General features: G+C 33.3%; 15 protein-coding genes and 2 pseudogenes. 10 read left to right on the plus strand and 7 right to left on the minus strand.

The genetic code is table 11. The features are described 5' to 3' along the window. Positions 1-225 precede the first annotated feature (225 nt). The gene (locus K8L98_RS25425; RefSeq protein ID WP_243551555.1) at positions 226-1,089 is read right to left on the minus strand and encodes a LacI family DNA-binding transcriptional regulator; all 864 of its coding nucleotides are present in this window, start codon (positions 1,087-1,089) and stop codon (positions 226-228) included. 12 nt (positions 1,090-1,101) lie between these two features. Beyond that, positions 1,102-1,275 (minus strand): annotated as a pseudogene (locus tag K8L98_RS26955) (LacI family DNA-binding transcriptional regulator); the annotation flags it as partial. A 335-nt stretch (positions 1,276-1,610) separates the two neighbouring features. Here K8L98_RS26955 and K8L98_RS25430 point away from each other — a divergent pair. Both K8L98_RS25430 and K8L98_RS25435 read left to right on the plus strand, forming a co-directional pair. Next, positions 1,611-2,435 carry an Rpn family recombination-promoting nuclease/putative transposase gene (locus K8L98_RS25430; RefSeq protein ID WP_243551557.1) on the plus strand — a complete coding sequence of 275 codons (825 nt, stop codon included), beginning with the start codon at positions 1,611-1,613 and terminating at the stop codon, positions 2,433-2,435. Positions 2,436-2,787: 352 nt separating this feature from the next. Further along, positions 2,788-3,276, plus strand: coding sequence for a GNAT family N-acetyltransferase (locus K8L98_RS25435; RefSeq protein ID WP_243551559.1), 489 nt, complete (start codon positions 2,788-2,790; stop codon positions 3,274-3,276). A 761-nt stretch (positions 3,277-4,037) separates the two neighbouring features. On the opposite strand, the gene K8L98_RS25440 is transcribed toward K8L98_RS25435, so the two are convergent. Then, on the minus strand, positions 4,038-4,331 hold the full coding sequence (locus tag K8L98_RS25440) for a ribbon-helix-helix domain-containing protein (RefSeq protein WP_243551561.1): 294 nt from the start codon (positions 4,329-4,331) through the stop codon (positions 4,038-4,040). Positions 4,332-5,064: 733 nt separating this feature from the next. On the opposite strand from K8L98_RS25440, the gene K8L98_RS25445 reads away from it, so the two are divergent. Beyond that, positions 5,065-5,232: a DUF7167 family protein gene (locus K8L98_RS25445; RefSeq protein WP_243551564.1), complete on the plus strand. Its 168-nt coding sequence runs from the start codon at positions 5,065-5,067 to the stop codon at positions 5,230-5,232. Between the two features lie 879 nt (positions 5,233-6,111). Here the strand turns inward: K8L98_RS25445 and K8L98_RS25450 are convergent. The 3 genes from K8L98_RS25450 to K8L98_RS25460 all read right to left on the minus strand — a co-directional run bounded on the left by K8L98_RS25450 (position 6,112) and on the right by K8L98_RS25460 (position 8,120). Beyond that, the gene (locus K8L98_RS25450; protein ID WP_243551566.1) at positions 6,112-6,585 is read right to left on the minus strand and encodes a P-loop nucleotide/nucleoside kinase family protein; all 474 of its coding nucleotides are present in this window, start codon (positions 6,583-6,585) and stop codon (positions 6,112-6,114) included. Positions 6,586-6,880: 295 nt separating this feature from the next. Further along, positions 6,881-7,354 (minus strand): ribbon-helix-helix domain-containing protein, encoded by a 474-nt coding sequence (locus tag K8L98_RS25455; protein ID WP_243551568.1) that lies wholly within the window; start codon positions 7,352-7,354, stop codon positions 6,881-6,883. After that, a complete protein-coding gene (locus K8L98_RS25460; protein WP_243551570.1) occupies positions 7,326-8,120 on the minus strand; it encodes a ParA family protein in 795 nt (264 codons plus the stop codon). The genes K8L98_RS25455 and K8L98_RS25460 overlap by 29 nt, the downstream gene beginning before the upstream one ends. A gap of 803 nt (positions 8,121-8,923) precedes the next feature. Here K8L98_RS25460 and K8L98_RS25465 point away from each other — a divergent pair. From K8L98_RS25465 to K8L98_RS25475, 3 genes are all read left to right on the plus strand, one after another. Beyond that, a complete protein-coding gene (locus K8L98_RS25465; RefSeq protein WP_243551572.1) occupies positions 8,924-10,573 on the plus strand; it encodes an alkaline phosphatase in 1,650 nt (549 codons plus the stop codon). Positions 10,574-10,928: 355 nt separating this feature from the next. Then, positions 10,929-11,636: a 4'-phosphopantetheinyl transferase family protein gene (locus tag K8L98_RS25470; protein ID WP_243551574.1), complete on the plus strand. Its 708-nt coding sequence runs from the start codon at positions 10,929-10,931 to the stop codon at positions 11,634-11,636. A 553-nt stretch (positions 11,637-12,189) separates the two neighbouring features. Continuing rightward, positions 12,190-13,287 carry a GerAB/ArcD/ProY family transporter gene (locus K8L98_RS25475; protein WP_243551576.1) on the plus strand — a complete coding sequence of 366 codons (1,098 nt, stop codon included), beginning with the start codon at positions 12,190-12,192 and terminating at the stop codon, positions 13,285-13,287. A gap of 257 nt (positions 13,288-13,544) precedes the next feature. On the opposite strand, the gene K8L98_RS25480 is transcribed toward K8L98_RS25475, so the two are convergent. After that, positions 13,545-13,775, minus strand: a complete 231-nt coding sequence (locus K8L98_RS25480) for a peptidoglycan-binding domain-containing protein (protein ID WP_338037059.1) — start codon at positions 13,773-13,775, stop codon at positions 13,545-13,547. A 70-nt stretch (positions 13,776-13,845) separates the two neighbouring features. On the opposite strand from K8L98_RS25480, the gene K8L98_RS25485 reads away from it, so the two are divergent. The 4 genes and pseudogenes from K8L98_RS25485 (at position 13,846) to K8L98_RS25500 (ending at position 18,058) form a co-directional block, all read left to right on the plus strand. Beyond that, positions 13,846-14,391 carry an AAA family ATPase gene (locus K8L98_RS25485; protein WP_243551578.1) on the plus strand — a complete coding sequence of 182 codons (546 nt, stop codon included), beginning with the start codon at positions 13,846-13,848 and terminating at the stop codon, positions 14,389-14,391. Between the two features lie 458 nt (positions 14,392-14,849). After that, positions 14,850-15,410 (plus strand): annotated as a pseudogene (locus K8L98_RS25490) (transposase); the annotation flags it as partial. Between the two features lie 330 nt (positions 15,411-15,740). Beyond that, complete coding sequence (gene dcuS / locus K8L98_RS25495; RefSeq protein WP_338037057.1) at positions 15,741-17,345, plus strand: DcuS/MalK family sensor histidine kinase; 1,605 nt, start codon at positions 15,741-15,743, stop codon at positions 17,343-17,345. Further along, entirely contained in the window at positions 17,342-18,058 is a 717-nt protein-coding gene (locus tag K8L98_RS25500; protein WP_243551582.1) for a response regulator, read from the plus strand. The genes dcuS and K8L98_RS25500 overlap by 4 nt, the downstream gene beginning before the upstream one ends. The last annotated feature ends 76 nt before the right edge of the window (positions 18,059-18,134 follow it).

Consider the following 18,134-nt stretch of genomic DNA (forward strand, 5'->3'; position numbering starts at 1 on the left):
TCTCATTAATCATTTGAAATTTGAATGATATTTTCCAGTACAACGTTTTAGTACAACGTTGTACTGGGAATTTTTTTTGAAATCTTTAATCAAAATTAAAGATTTCATTTTAATTACATATAAGATAAGTTCCTTTCGTAAAAATCACACTTTAAATATTTACGGAAGGATGTTCATTTTTAACTCTTAAAATCCCTTTTATTTTTTCGAATTTACGTTATGTTTCTACTTTTTAGTTGTTTCTCTATGAATAATTCTCAGGTTAAACATATCGCTTTCAATGGGACTGTATGGGTCAAAAATTTTATTTACAAGCATTTTTCCAGCACTGTAAGCCATATCCTCAACAGGTAAATTAACGGTAGATAGCTTAGGGTTTGTAAATTCAGAAAACTCTTGATTGTCAAACCCTATAATTTCACACTCATTTGGTACGGATATCCCTTCATCGTTTAACGCAGAAAGTGCTCCTAAAGCGACATGATCACTTAAACAAATGATTGCTGTTGGAATATATTTTTCACGAACTAAAGCCTGAATACTATCATAACCGCCTTGCTCAGTATAGGGACAGTATCTCTTTATGTACTTAATTGGTGCAGCCTGTTCTTTATCAAAGCGTTCTGTGATTCCTGCCAAGCCCGATTCAAAAGCTTGTGATGATACATCCGGAACCAGGATAACAGCTTTTTGATGTTCATTTTTTATAAAATGTTCTGCTACGGCTTTACCTGCCTCATAATTATTTGAATGGATAACGGAATATAAAGAGGAGAATCGATTGAATAAAACGATGGGAACATCAGGTACGAAGCTATGAATCAATTCCTCATCTTTTTCCGTTGTATTGGCTATAATTGCTCCATTAAAGAGGTTTGATGTCCTTAAACCTTTTACTGCATTAATCCCATCCTCATTACTGAATGTCTCCACCAGTAATTTAATTTCGTGCTCATTTTCTGAAGCAATATATTTTTGAATACCAGTTAAGATACGCCCCACTAAAGAAACACGAGTATCAATTGGCCAAATTAATGCGATTGTTAATTGGGTTTTGTTATCACGTCCCCGTAAATTGCGTGCAGACATATTAGGAACATATCCTAATTTTTTTGATGCTTCAATTACACGCTTCTTAGTTGCTTCTGAAATTCTAATTGCACCTGGTTTATTATTTAAGATAAGTGAAGCTGTAGTAAGAGATACAGCAGCCTCTTTTGCAATGTCTTTGATTGTAACCAGATTATCATCTCCATTGTGACTAAATTCAAGTATAACGTTTTAGTACAACGTTAAACTAAAATCATTGTAGCGCTTTCATTTTATTTTCACAAGGGTTACTTTTTAAATTTTCACTTAAATCATTTAAAGATAAAATAAATAGTGACTTAAATACATTATAAACATGCATTTTGATATTAATATATATTGATAATAGTATTAAAATTCAAAACAACATTATCACTAACATATATATTAACATATGTTTTAATGTATTTATTAAGCCTTCTTTTGAAGGGCCTTTATGTTCAAAAGGTGTCTAACATCTAAAGCATTTACTTTGAATAGATCTGTTTTCATTGTATAATATGAGTAGAAGGAGTTTGATTATGAAACGACTGAAACCCTTAAATGATATTATTTTTAAGAAGTTATTTGGTGAAAATCAAGATAAGGATTTACTAATCGGTTTCCTGAATGCCGTTTTGGAAAACGATGTTGAAGATTTATATATAGTTGAGGAAAAGCTAAGTAAAGAAAAAATTGATGATAAACAGGGTATCCTTGATATTAAGGCTGTTTGCCATACGGGTGAAAAAATCAACATAGAGGTTCAACTAGCAAATGAATACAATATGAAAGAACGAACTCTATTTTATTGGTCTAAGTTATATACTGAAAATTTTAAAGCAGCTGAAAAATATTCGGATTTAAATAAAACCATTACAATTAATATACTTGGATTTAATTACCTGACTGACATTGATTCTTATCACTCAAGCTATAAGATTTATGAAGACAAATCCAAACAACTTCTTACTGATTTGCTTGAAATTCACTTTATTGAAATGCCAAAATTCAATGAAATGGATGTTGATTTGCATAATCCTCTGCATAGATGGTTATTATTTCTAAGAGGAGATTCGGTTAAGCAGCCAAATTTAGAGGAGGTGTTTATCTTGGATCAGTTAGTAGCAAAAGCAGAAGATAAACTACGCCGTTTAAGCGCTGACGAGGAAACCATTCGAATGTATCAGCTCCGAGAAAAATTTATTGCAGATCAAAAAACTCAAATTGATGGAGCAAAGAACGAAAAAGCAATTGAAATTGCAAAAAGCTTACTCAAAATACCGAGTATGTCCGTTCAAGATGTTGCAAACCATACAGGATTATCCGTGCAGAAAGTAAGGGAAATTGAACAAGAAGTCCGGTAATTTATTGAGTGCCTCTACTAGGCGCTTTTTTTGTTTGGTGTTTAATTAGATGTGAATAATAAAATTAGACAACGATTGAATGACTTTGAATATAATTAATTTCTTTACTTTCTAAAGCCCTCTAACATGACTAAATCCACTGAATTTTTCTTAATCAGTGGATTTTCTATTTATACTAGACCATTTTAAGTAGGCTGTTAAGCTGGAAATGATATAGATCAATGTATGAGTCGTAAACTGATGAATATCATCAATAAAGATCCATTTTTATTGATTTTTCTTAAAGTTTAATAAGACACTTCACTATATAATATAAATTAAGAAAATAATCTAACTTGGAGGAGTAAGGGATATGTTAAAAATACGAAACGTAAAAATAGAAGATTTACCTGAACTTGTAGCCATTGAAAATCTTTGTTTTTCAAAAGAAGAGGCTGCAACAAGTGAAGCAACTGAAAAGCGCATTCAGTTCATTCCGGATAGTTTTTTAGTAGCTGAAGAGGATGGCGTAATCGTAGGTTTAGTGAATGGTCCAGTCATCGAAACAGCATTCATTACAGATGACTTGTTTAGTGATGTAAAGCAAAATCCAGCGTCTGGCGGTCATCAAAGCATTTTAGGAGTAGCTGTGGCGCCGCATTTTCAAAAACGAGGCGTTGCATCAAAGTTACTTACACACCTTGAAAAGGAAGCAAGAGTGAAGAAACGTGAAACGATTACACTTACATGTAAAGAGAACTTAATTCGCTTCTATGAAAGTCATGGATACCTCAACGTCGGTGTTTCAAGTTCTGAGCATGGTGGAGCAATTTGGTACAACATGAGTAAAAAATTGAAGTAAATGTCGATAAAATAAAATAACTATACATATCATTATTAACATTAACATATGTGTTTACATATGTTTTATCATATATGTTAAAACGTATAATAAAACATTATATTTCTTAGAATATTTTCAGTTGAAGCTATTTGTTTTCTGGATTGTCCAATATCAAGGTTTTTTATATTTTTTGTTACTTCAAGACATATTCTCCCCTGCATTACAATTTTTTGAGTAATAATAAGTAAATACTATTTCTACCGGATTTTTATTTCTAAGCCACTTTATAGAATTACAGATAAGGCACCTGTTGGTCAAATAGCTGATGATCTCTTGCTTAACCCAAAAGAAATACAATTAATTTAATAATGTATATAACTATATGTATATAAAAATTATAAAATGGGTATAATGCTAATACCCCCTTTAGTTGATAAATAAGTTGCAAGTCAAAGTCCTTCTTCAGAAGGACTTTTTTTGTTCACAAATTCTTTTAATGTACAGATCCTTCTAGCCACTTAAAAACATTTTCTATGTATAAACTAATCTCATTTGGTCAATAGTGATAGCAACACACATTGAATCAAGGAGATTGATATCTATGGAATGCAGAAAATGTGAGAAGCATATTCGAGTCAGAGATAAAGGGTTACACAATAAACGCAACGGCCTATGCAAGAAATGCCATGAAAGCGAAATGAAATGGATCCAGCAAGGACTCAAGTTTGCCACCCCTCCAAAGAGAAAAGCAAAATAAAAAAGCCACCTGGGGTGATGGCTTAGTAAACGACTTGCTGCCTCCCTCCTATATTGATGATCGTAGGATAGACTTTGTATTTTTCATTCACGTTGTGTTTTTCCTGCAGGGCATAAACAAAGTCAGGTGAGTTGACACATGCCTGCAGAAGGTAATCTGCGAGCTCTGAGCGAGAAAAACCTGTACTGACGGCAAGAGCATCTAATTTCTTTTCCGTATCATTGCTGACGGATATTGAGAACCTGCAGCATCGTTTTCCGCCTAATCCCTTTGTTTTCGCGCTTTTCGATTTATTGGGAACTTTAACTTTCGCCATTGTGTATCAACCTCCAAAAGTGAATGAGTGGTGCAGTGATGTTATAAGATATGCTGTACTTTCCTGGAAAAGAACAGTACCGTATCATTTAACAAGGGTCTCTTTCCTAAATGATGAATGCCTTTATATGATGGACAGGCTGTCCCCTTTTGACAAGAAAGAATGAGGTAGTAGAGGGAGTTAAAGTTTATATAGTGAAGAAGCTAAAAATCTAGCCTGATGTCGAATATATGAAGATGTTTTAACGGAGAAATAAATCATTTTAGATCGCCTATATACAGTAGAGCCCTACCACGAACAAGGTGATTGTTCGGGTTTTTGGTTTGTTTGGTTTATAAGAAATGGAGTATAGACAAGTTTTTTAAATCTTTTTTTCTATAAATCAATGAATCTTACAATCATAAAAACCCTTTTAGTTGCCCCCCCTCACCTCTTCTCCATAACGGAAAAGTTTGATTTTTCTTAGGTTTTTTGTATCGGAAAAGTGGTTCAGTGCATCAATGCAGCTGCTGCATCACCAAAGAGAGGGAGGAGATTGATTTCATTGTTCGTTTCATATGATAGTGAGGAGCTAGCAAATACACTATCTTACAAGCTAGCTCCTTGTAAAAAAGATTCATAGAAAAAATCGAACATTCTCGACATCTAAAAATGTGAGGATGGTAATTATTCAGTCATATGCTTATATGGTTTTGAATATCCTATAATAACACGTCCGAAATGAGGGGATCCTATGAGAGTAATTGCTAAGGTGCCAAGTGATTTTGTTATTACTTTTGATGAAGAGGAATTTGTGGGATTATCAGAAAGAGAAAAAGATCTGATCATCCATGCTGCTGTTAAAGAGTTAGTATCTGAGCAAGTAGGCTGGATTGAAGTACACGAAAAAATGGCTATCTAAAAAGAGGCCCCAGAGACCATATTCTCTGGGGCTTTTATATTTTATTCTTCTTGGTGTTTCTGAATTCCAAAAATTAGATCTTAACTTATATTTAATAACAATTTCATTATCAACAACGTCAACATTGTCATTAATGACATATGTATATTCAATAATAATCTCATTAATAAAATAACGATAACGTTATTATCATTTATATATATTTATAATTTTAATAATAAGATTATCATTAATAACATTTTTATCGTTAATATATTTAGTATATTTTATTATAATTTCATCATTAACAAAGACAACATTATTATTAATAATAATTACTTCATTAACAACAACAACAACAACAACATTATTTATTGTTAATATATAATTATGTGTTTAATAATGATTACATCATCAACAACAGCAACACTATTATCATTAATATATTAATATATATTAATGATAATAATAACAATAACTAAGTGATTATTATTATTAATATGTTTAATAATAAAAACATGATTAACAATAACAACATTGTTATTGTTAACATATAGTTTATTATCATTCTATATATTATCAATGAAGCTACTCGTTTTTATTTGTCACATCTTTGGAACATTATTTGGATGCATTATATTAAAAGGTTAAGAACATTATTTGCGAAGAATTACTAAGGTATTTAAAGTCAATGCACTAATAAGTGTGATTTTCATGATTGATTAAGAAGACGAGTATTAATAAAGATGGAGGTATGAAATCAAATTAACTAATGATACTGAACAAGTAAAACTTTTATAGGTGCAATAGTTATTATTAGGTTGGTCAAAACGCTAATTGTTGATCTTTAAAACAAAAAATAGGTGATTATTTTTTACACCCGTTTGTTGTAATATGAGATTATTCAAGCTCTTCTTGAGAAGGAGGCTCAAATAGCAGCATGTACTCTTTAAGGTTAATCTCAGATAACCGAAACGTACCTTGAGGCAGATGAGCATTTCTTGCTGCAAGACGCTCTAATAGTAACTTTTCGTTTGCATCTAAAAAATGAATCTTAAAGTCAGCTCCTAATTCTGATGCTCTTGAGCGAAAATCATCTCGCTCGCTGCGTCCCCAAAATCCAAAGTCTAAAATAACATCTAAGCCAAGAATTAAAACTCTGGCAGCAACATCCCATAGCAGACTTTCAACTAAGTCGTGTCTAGCATCATGGTCCTTGTCATTCATATCATGTCCAAACAAGCGGATATGCCATTCATCAGGAGTTAGACGAAGTGCAGAATATTTCTTTTCGAGTTTCTGTGCGAGGGTGGTTTTCCCACTGCACGGGAGACCAACCATTAAATGAAGTGTTGCGATAGTTCTCACCTCCACAAAGCAATATTTCCAATGACTTAACGACATTTCACTTTAGATTATTGTAACAAATTGACTATTTAAGCTCAATTAAGTGTTAGCTGCTTGTGTTTTTTGACGTGTGTATTAAAGTAATTCAACTACCCTGAACCGTTTGTTTGAGGAGAAATAATAAATCAACATTATATTTAACAGATCGTTATATTAAAAAGATCAATCAGAAATAACCTGATTGATCTTTTACCTTTTATGTGATTTAAAGTAAATTCTATTTTAGTTTAAATGACGGTTTTGAGAAATCAATTCAATCGCTCTATCTTGTAAATTTACCTTCGAGAACCCCGTACTCTTCCAATAACTTTCTAATGGCCGCATTGATTAGCTTGGATTTATCACCTTTTTCCCCTCTTGCTGCGATTTTGTCTACTTCTGCAGCTAAGTCAGGATCCATATAAAAAGAAGTGAATACCTTCTTCGCTTTTTTCTTTGTTGTTTTTTTACCAGCAACTAAATCACGAAGATAATCATCATCGTTGTTATTGTCAATGTTATCAGTAACATCATTATTAACAACATTAACGCTGTTGTTTTTGACATATGTGTTGTTGTTAATTTTATCTGTGTTATTATCATTCTCTTTATTATTGTTTATATTTTCATTATTGAAATTAGCATTAACATTGTTGTCTAATTTTTCATCTGTTTTTTCTGTATCATATGAGTTAAAAAACGCCTGTGTAGCATTTGGTTTTTTTATTTTATCTTTGAGGCTGTTTTTGGTTGACACGATCTTTCAGCTCCTTCACAAATGGTATGTAGTATTCTAATGCATTTTTTAATTCGGCATTACCATCAAAACCTGAAATCGCTAATCGTCTCGTAGAAGCTTTTCTCCTAATAATTGAATTAAACATTAATCCAGGATAATCCTCTTGAATGGCTTCTTCCATTACTTCATTTTCTTTAGCTCTAGCATCAATTAAAGAGAATAGAACGCCGGCAGTTTTTAATGCAGGATTATATCGCTCTTTTGCTCCTTCAATAATCTCTAAGAATTTAGGAATGGCATAATATGCAAACATTGATCCATCAAACATAACTACAGCATAACTTCCAGCTTCTGAATATGTACTTAATGGCATGACTGTCTGTTCAGATAATGCTGGAGGCGTATCGATAATAATCCAATCATAATCCTCCATAACAGGCTGTAGAGCTTTTTGTAATGCATCCAATTTTAATCCTTTTTCATACATCCTTCTCGGTAAGGTAGCCAAAAAATCGTTAGACGGAATTAAATCTAAATTCTCCTGGATCTTTATGATATATGAACGTGCGTCCTCTTCTAAAATAGCTTCAAGAATTGTTTTCTCCTCGAACACATTGCATATATCGTACTCCCCGGTTAAGAAGCTGGTCAAATTCCCTTGTCCATCCATATCAATTGCTAAAACCTTTTCTTCCTTACTTAAAAGATAAGATGTAATTCCACTGCTGGTTGACTTTGAACAGCCGCCCTTACTAATCCCGAATGTTACTATTTTTGCTGCCAAAATGAACACCTCTTTTTCTCGTTTTTCAATCAATAAATCCAATAGTTAATGCATATTAAAACATATGTTGTTGTATATGTTATTTTATAAATTATCACATATTTTTTTGCTTAATTCAATACTTTCTAGATTTATTATCAACTTCGGGAATGCATATATTATTAAGAGGTTTTGTCATCATATAGGTCGCCTTATAAGAAATTAATATTATTTAAATTATTATTAAATACAAAATTAATAATATAATATATTTCATTTATATTATTAACATATATGTTGATGTATATAATAAACACATTAGCAATAGTGATATTAAAGAATAACTTATCACTAACATTAATTAAGAAATTATTGATGTTGGTATCTAAATCAATATTGTTATATTTATAGTTAATAAATAACTTATATATATATCAATAATTATTTTTAATAAATAATTTACCATCATAAATAACATTAAATATAATATATAAAATAGAATTATAATTAACATTCAATTGAATATATAATTCAACAATATTATTAATAACAAATTTATATATAAGATAATGTTATTATTGATTTTATAATCATTGTATTCTTATAAATATATTTATTCATATATGACGATGTATATATTAAAACATATGATAATTAAAACATATATATTAATTAATTATTATTCCTTCAGCGCAATTCCCTTAACTCTCAAAATATGACATATTTACCATGATGATATAATCTATCCATTTATTTGAAGGTTCGGTATGGTAAAAACAGCAGTATATAATCGATTTGTTTAAGAAAAATATAAGTTAAAGGGGATGGGGAGGTTGAAGAATAAAATACTAAGCATGACACTGGCCGGAAGCATTGCAATTGGATCTTTATCTGTCATTAATATAACGGATTTAGCAGAAGCGAAAAAAGATCCTGAAAAAGCAAAAAATGTGATCGTGCTTGTGATGGATGGTGTCAGTTCAAGTGCCACCACTTTAGCAAGGTGGTACAAAGGAGAACCTCTTGTCATGGATGAGATTTTAACAGGAGGAGTTCGAACCTATTCGGCTGAATCGGCTATCACTGATTCAGCACCAGCTGGAACGGCTATGGCAACTGGGAACAAATCAAATGATAAATTTGTAGGAGTACTTCCAGAAGAAGTGACTTCTCCTGGTGTGAATCCGAGACTTGCAGACAAAGCTTATAAGCCTGTTGCCAATGTTTTAGAGGGGGCGAAAATAAGCGGTAAAGCAACAGGGATTGTTTCAACTTCCGAAATTCAGCATGCTACTCCTGCAGGATTTTCATCCCATGCAGCTCATCGAAGTGAATATGATCACATTGCAGAACAGCAAGTTTATCAGAATATGAATGTCGTTCTTGGGGGCGGGAAAAATTCTATTACCTTAGGTGAAGGTGAAAAGAATCGAAAAGATGGAGAAAATTTATTAGAGGTCATTGAAAACAGGGGATATGACTTTGTCGAGACACGCGAAGAATTACTTTCCTCTAAATCCAGCAAACTGTGGGGTGCGTTCGCACCAGCTGAATTGGCTTATGATTTGGACAGGAAAAAAACTCAGCCAACACAGCCAGCTCTAGCTGAAATGACAGGCAAGGCTATATCAGCGCTTTCAAAAGACAAAGATGGATTCTTCCTGTTTGTTGAAGGCAGCAAGCCTGACTGGGCAGCTCATGCTAATGACTCAATTGGAATGATCAGTGATATACTTTCGTTTGATGCTGCAGTTAAAGAAGCATTGGAGTTTGCAAAAAAAGATAAAAATACTATGGTAATTGCCGTATCAGATCACGGAAACAGCGGACTTTCAATTGGAAGCCAGAAAACAACCAAAACCTATCCAAATACACCGGTTTCAGCATATGTAGACCCACTTAAAAAAGCTGTCATGACACTTGAAGGAGCAATGAAGCAATTAAAACCGGACCGGTCAAACTTAGCAGAAGCAGCTGCACTCTATGGATTAGATAATTTATCAGCAGAAGAATCAATGCTACTAAACGGATCAGCAAACTTGCAAAAAACGTTTGTAGAACTTTTAGCTGCACGTGCCAATATCGGGTTTACGACGGGAGGTCATACAGGTGAGGATTTATTTTTATACTCATACGGTCCCGGAAAACCTGAAGGCCTTGTAGAAAACACAGATCTTGCACACGCTGTCGCTTCTGCGCTTGGCTTTGATTTGGAGAAACTGGACAAGCAATTATTTATTGATGCTGAGACAGCATTTAAAGCAATTGGAGCAAATGTGAAAGTTGATGTGTCAAATTCAGAAAATCCGGTGCTTTTAGTTAAAAAAGGGAAAACAACAGCTGAATTCCCTGTTAATAAAAACATTGTAATTATTAATGGCAAAGAAATAGAGCTTGATAGTGTGACCGTCCAAACAAATGGGAATTTTTATGTTTCAAAAGCAGCTGTACAACAAGTAAAAAAGACTAAATAAAGAAAAGAAATGGACGTGGATCTGTAAGGACTTAGAAAAACCGAAAAAAATAGCTAAACCAAAGAAACAGTCCGATTAGTGTATAAGTTGGACTGTTTCTATAAGCCACACACCTCGCTTATTAAAACGTTAAAACATCACCTAAATGGAATGTTGGATTGTTTTAAATTTCATTAAGAAATTAAAATAATAATCGGGTATTTAATTTAAGTTAATAGACGAGTTTTGTATTATTATCAGTTTTTTTGTTGAAGATATACCATTTTTTACTAAAACACTATTTTTGCTTTCCGAGAAGCAGCAATATGGATATATTATTGGCTATTAATAATGGGGGAGATAAGGTGTGGTTAGTATGTGTGAAATTTATGGTGTAAATCTTTACAAAAGTATAGACACTTCAACATTTCAACTATTATTACAGCTATTACCCTTAGAAAAACAGAAAAAAATAAACAAGTTCCTTCATTTTGAGGATGCTCAAAGGGGACTTGTTGCAGATTTGTTGATTCGATATATAATAGCCAAAAAAGGAATGAGAAATGGTGAATGTCAATTCAATATGAATGATTTCGGAAAACCATTTTTAATGAATTTTCCAAATTTCGAATTTAACTTAAGTCACTCTGAAGATTGGGTCGTGTGTGCAATAGATACAACTCCAGTTGGGATTGATGTGGAAGCAATTAAACCAATTAATCTGGAAGTTGCAAATCACTTTTTTACAGAAAAAGAATGCCATTATATCTTTTCAACTCCTAACTTACAGGAATCTAGATTTTATGAAGTATGGACACTTAAAGAAAGCTATATAAAAGCAGTCGGGCAGGGCCTTACAATTCCCCTGAATTCATTTTCAATCGTTCACACGAATTCAAGTTATCAACTTGAGTTGGAATCAGGGAATTTAGGTGATCATTCTTTTTATTTTAAACAAATGGCACTTGATTCACACTATAAGTTAGCAATTTGTACTCAAAATAATCATTTTCCTTCCAATGTGACACATGTTCATTTACAGGATTTAGTCAGTGGATCACTAAAAGGTAATAGTATTTTATAACATGCAGGCGGCATTTTGCTTCCTGCATTCATTCTTTCATCTCCATTTTTACTCTGCAGGTAGGAATGAGTATAAAAAAAGTTAAAAATCGGTTCCTTACAAGTATGGATCCTTTTACTTCTTCCTTTTATTGTAGGGATTCTGCACAGCGTTGTTGCAATGAAGATGCTGAAACAGATTATGAATGTAAAATTCACCTTACCCATTTTATCTGGGATCGATTTATTTATAATCATGATGATTGTGTTTTATACAAGTAGAGAGTATACACAGCACGATGGGTTTTTACCTCATAAAAATTAAATTTACAGTGGTCAAATACTATTCAGAATGGGTTACGTTTGAAACAAATTTAAAAGCATTATCAGAAATACGTAGGTGCATGAAAGTTCCTCCATATTTGTAACCCCACGAATCTCCAAGTGAATGGGCAATATGGTTTGAAAAACTTTTCCCAGGGCAAAGATGTCTACAGAAAGTTACTTACAGGAGTCGATTAAAAGAATATGAAAATGAAGATACCTTCTTTCAAAACAAAGTTCCGGAGAAGACGATGAATTTTAGAAATAATAAAATCAGTAGCCACCAACTCACTTTACTAATCATTGTATACATCATTGGGGATGCCATCTTAGTATTGCCGTCGATTACCGCTAGTGAAGCTAAACAGGACGCCTGGATTGCAGCCATTTTCAGCGTGACTATCGGGATGATTATCGTTTTATTCTATTATGCTGTCAGCAGGCTTTATCCTGATTTAACGCTGGTTGAATACAGCAAAAAAATTCTTGGTAAATGGCCGGGAATGTTCGTTTCCCTCTTGTTTTTATCCTACACCTTTTTATATTCAGCAGTGGCCTTAAGGGAAATCGGGGATTTCATGACCACTCAAATTATGCCGGATACCCCTATCCAGTCCATTCTTATCCTTTTTGCGATAATCGTTTTTATGGCTACCCGCCTTGGACTAGAAACCATAGCACGTAGTGCAGAAATTATGTTCCCTTGTGTTTTTCTGTTATTGTTAATTCTTGTCATTTCACTAATTCCACAAATGAAGTTCGAAAACGTCCAACCGATTATGGAAGGGGGTTTTAAACCGATTGCCCGTGCTTCTCTAACATTTATTACATATCCTTTTGTAGAACTCGTTTTATTTCTGATGTTTTTCCCTTATGTCAATGAAAAAAAAAGAATAAAAAAAAGTCTTTTTGCCGGAGCATTTTTAGGGGGACTCGTTTTGATTATAGTTACAACTTTATCTATTCTTGTTCTTGGTGCAGATCAAACCGCAAATCAACAGTATCCGAGCTACAAATTGGCTAGGAAAATCAATATAGCTAATTTCTTTACAAGGGTAGAGGCAATACTTGCAATAATATGGTTTATTACCATTTTCTTTAGACTCACTATTTCTTTTTATATTACATGTTTTGGTTTAGCACAAACATTGAATCTTAAAGAATACAGTCAGCTAGTTTACCCACTAGGGATGATTATGATTGTCTTGTCACTCATTATTTCACCGAATATTGTTTCTATTAGCAATCTGAATGCCATTTGGCCGTTCTTTGATTTTACGTATGGTATATTGTTGCCGTTGCTGCTGGTTTGTATAGCTTTGGTTCGGAGAAGATTCAAATGGTTGTAACCCCTAGGAAGGTTGTTCTTCTTATGAAATGAAGGTAGAGAGATTAACGTCATTAGAACAACTAAATAGTACAGAGCAAATCTTTTTGGCGTTTCTGAAATGCGGGTAGTGTAATTATAGAGTTTCTGTTTTTCCATTACTCACAATCAGGGGATTTCCTGAAATATCCATGCAGAGTGAACGTTATGTTCCAGGACGATCTCCAACAATCGAGAATTTTTAAGAAGTGCGATTCACATTTATACAGGGATGAAAAATTAAAAGAAACCTAGGTGATTTCGACATCTGCCTAGGTTTTTTAAAATTATATTCCAAGTGCTTTTTTTCGTAGCAGGAACAACGATACCATCTACAGACAGGTTTTTGGATTTTTGGAAAGAACGAACTGCTTTTTCTGTGTTAGAACCAAATACCCCGTCTACACCGAGATATGAGCAAAGGTTGGTTTTTTCCGTACTTCTTAAAATTACGATTATACGATTTACAATGTTAAAAAAGGAATCTACTCCTCAATAATGAATGTTAAAAAGGAAGCTATTTAAGAAAAGAGGAACTTATGTGAATCGTAACATGATCAAGATAAATTTCTTAATTACAGGTACATGCGGAGCAGGGAAAACGACACTCGTTCAAGAGTTAAAAAAGAGACAGCTGAACAATTTCATCGTATATGATTTTGACGACTGTGGTGTTCCAGATGGAGCAGATGTGACATGGAGAAAAAAAGCTACGAGGAACTGGTTAAAAACCTTAAAAGAAAGTAACAGCAAAGGATATCACACCATTTTATGTGGTGGATCTGTGCCACCTGAAGTGTTGGAGTGTCCAGAATATGAAGAGTCTCTGAACATTCACTTTGGATTTATTAAAGCGAGTGATGCACTTGTGAAGGAAAGACTTCAGGAGCGAAACTGGGACATAAAACAAATAGAAGACAACATAAACTGGGCTATATGTCTGGAGAGGTTTGTAAAAATACAACCTAATCATTTTTTGTTAGATAGCACAGTGAATACTCCTGAACAGGTTGCTGATTCAGCCTTAGACTACATTAACAAAGTATGCTCAAATCCATTGATCCTTTCTTCCGAAATCGAAGATTAAATTAAATTGGCAGAAAGAAATATGTTTTCTTGTTCCACAATCGTGCGCAATTCTGCAGCAAGAAGTTGACGTTTTGAATTTCTTTTGCTTGATAACCGTTATTTAGACTGAATTTTTGGAGTTCATCCCTATGGTAAGAGGATATAAGAAAACGTTTCTTATAATATTGACCTGTCTCTAATCACAGCCGTCTTCTTTACTAGATGTTCACGTCAAAAAGCTTCAACTGATGAAGCGCTTTCAGCATTAGGAATATTTACTTGTGTCGGCTAAAAGACACGTTTAAATACTGTACTTTTGAAAGTCTTTCCTTGAACTCAAGCGGCTCAAGGGATACAGCTTATTATACCTTTTCAAGGCGTTGTGCAAAAACACCCTTATTCAGTTACCCCTGTTAGGGATGCATAAAACGCTTTTTTTATAAACCTGTCTGTTTTTTTCACATTGAGCCTATCGGTGATCAAACGCAAACACGGCTGAAAAACCAAGCGATACGTGAAAAGAAGAAAGGTATTGTCATGAAGAATAAAAGTAAACATTTAATGGGCATGAATGTATATATCACAAACACGTCGCTAGAAGAAGTACCGACGAATTATGTGCATTCATTGTATTCACTTCGTTGGCAGATTGAGATTTTATTTAAAACGTGGGAGTCATTCTTTGAAATTGATGAATGTAAGAATATTAAAAGAGAACGCCTAGAGTGCCATTTATATGGATAACTCCTTGGCATTCTCCTCTGTTCTTCTACGATGTTTCAAATGCGACAGCTTCTACTAGAAAAGAAAAAGCAGGAGTTGAGTGAACACAAACCGATTTATATGATTAAAGATTACTTTCCGTTACTGTTTCAAGCGATAGCAGTTGGCACAGAAGAACTTTTAAAAATTCTGCATCGCCTTTATCAGCTACTCAAAAAGAACGGTCGTAAATGTCATCGGTACAAGAAAATGACCGTCTTTGATATTCTAGGGGGTGTGTATGAAACGAAGGTGAAGCATAGACACGCTGCCTAGCAAAAAAATCGCGTTTTAATAGGCTTCTTTGGCATGCCTACTTTTCCATCGCTCGCTAATTTTAAAACAAGGATCATTACGTATCTAGTAATTTAGGTTGTTAGCTTAATGGGTTACGCTACCCCTTAAATAATTTTTTTTGTATGTGGTTATGTTAGCTATAGACTAGTATTTTTATAAATTAACTAAGAATAATATTTACTTTTTTAGCCCTTCCTAATAACCTTTTTAGGAAAGGCTTTTTATTTACAACTAAACATCGATGTATTAAAAAGATATGTCATTTAAAATAAAGCGTGCAACCTATTCATGATTCATAGGAGTGATCACTTGTCAAAACAAAAATATAAGCTAAGTACCATCATCATTATCTTTGTATGCATAGTTGTTCTTCTATCATTGCTGTTTACTGATTTATTAATTAGTCAAACAGTAAGTGATACGATTCGTAACAACCAAGAAGAAAAAGCAAAGATTGTATCAAGAACAGTTGCCCAATCTGATATCGTTAAAAATGGATTAGAGAATGGAGAACAGAATGCAGGAGCGTTCCAACAATATACGGTCGATATTCAACAAGCTACTGATGTTCTTTTTATCGTGGTTATGGATATGAACGGAATTAGAAAATCTCATCCTAATCCAGAAATGATAGGAAAAAGCTTTGTTGGTGGAGATGAAAAGGCCGTATTAAAGGGGGAAGAACATATCTCGTTATCTAAAGGGACACTGGGACAATCATTACGTGCATTCACTCCTATCTACGGCGCTGATAATGAACAGATTGGAGCCGTCGCAGTAGGGATATCTCTTAATAATGTTGAACAAGCTCTAGAAAAGGGGCATCATAATATTATCTTTGGTTCAATCATAGGTATTTTAGTTGGTGTATTAGGAGCGGTTATTATAGCAAGGTACATAAAAAAGATATTATTTGGATTAGAGCCATTTGAGATTGCCAAAATTCATGAAGAAAGAGATACAATGCTACAATCTGTACACGAAGGGATTATTGCAGTTGATAAAGACTCAACGATAACACTTGTAAATAAGTCAGCTTTACGAATCTTTATGAATTCTGGCTTGCCAGACAATCCTATTGGTATGAAATTAACAGAGTATATGCCATATTCAAAATTAGATCGGGCGTTAAAAACAGGTAAGCCCGAACAGGATGAAGAGTTAACTTTTAATGGTGTATCAATTTTAGTTAATAGTGTTCCTCTGATCGTAAACCAAGAAATAGTCGGAGCAATCTCAACATTTAGGGAAAAAACTGAGGTTCATCAATTAGCAGAACAATTAACAGGTGTTCGGATATATGCTGAAGCTTTGCGTGCCCAGTCACATGAGTTTATGAATCGGCTTCATGTTATTCTTGGAATGGTTAAAATGGGATTTTATGATGAGTTAACAAATTTTATAAATGAAGTTGTTAATCATCGCGTAAATGAAGTTGGTTATGTTACGAAGAATATTAAAGATCCTGCTCTTGCAGGATTTATTATGGGGAAGCTTAGCTTTGCTAGAGAAAATCAGGTGAAGATGATTATAGATAATGAGACAGTCATTCCAGCACCTAAAGGGACTAATGTTACCCATGAATTAATTACAATTGTTGGAAATTTAATAGATAATGCGATAGAAGCTATGGATGGTATGAAGGAAAAGAAACTACAGTTAAAATTAAACTATTATAAACATCAACTTCAAATTAAAGTCCGTGACTCAGGTCCAGGTCTTAAAAATGAGCAGTTTCCTCATATATTTAAAAAAGGGTACTCAACAAAAGAATCAAATCGTGGTTACGGACTATATTTAGTGAGTAAAAGTATAGAAAGTTTAGGAGGAACAATTCAACTAAACTTAAGCGTTGAAAACGGGACAGAATTTATTATTCAAGTTCCTTACGAGGTAGAGGAGGAAAACGAATGATAAACGTTCTAATTGTAGAGGATGACCCGATGGTTGCAGAGTTTAATAAACGATATCTGAAGGAAATAGATGGTTTCTTTTTAGTGGGTGTAGCACATTCTGTTAATGAAGCGACAAAAATCATCAATAGCAAAAAGGTAGATCTAATGCTTTTAGACGTTTACATGCCAGGAGAAAATGGGTTAACTCTATTAAGTAAAATTAGAGAAGAAAAAAGAGAATTAGACGTCATTCTAATTACAGCGGCCTCTGACGTAGATAAAATTTTGACAGCACTAAGATATGGAGCAGTGGATTATTTAATTAAACCATTTGAATTTGAGAGATTTCAACAGGCACTTACATCTTACCAAAATAAACACCTATATCTAAATCAACAAAGTAAAATGAAACAGAAGGATTTAGACGAACTCTTACTAGCCAAACAAAATGAATACGCTGTAGCTGAACCATTAAAGCCTCTGCCAAAAGGATTATCAAGAAAGACTTTAAATACAGTTTTTGATGCTGTTAAAAGGCAAGGGAATACTCCATTTTCTACAGATGAAATTGCAGAAGTAACAGATATATCGAGAGTTTCAATTAGGAAGTATTTAAAATTCTTAAATGATATTTATGTAATTGATAAGACATTAACATATGGAATAGGTAGACCTCTTTATTCTTATATGTATAATGAGTCGAACCGATCTGCACTTGATAAATATGAATAACTAAAAAGCAGCCTAGGTTGCTTTTTTTAATTACAAAAAGATGTCTATAATTACAAAAGATATATATTAATCTCCT

Origin of the sequence: Metabacillus dongyingensis, from assembly GCF_019933155.2 — a bacterium.
GTDB classification, from domain to species: domain Bacteria; phylum Bacillota; class Bacilli; order Bacillales; family Bacillaceae; genus Bacillus_P; species Bacillus_P dongyingensis.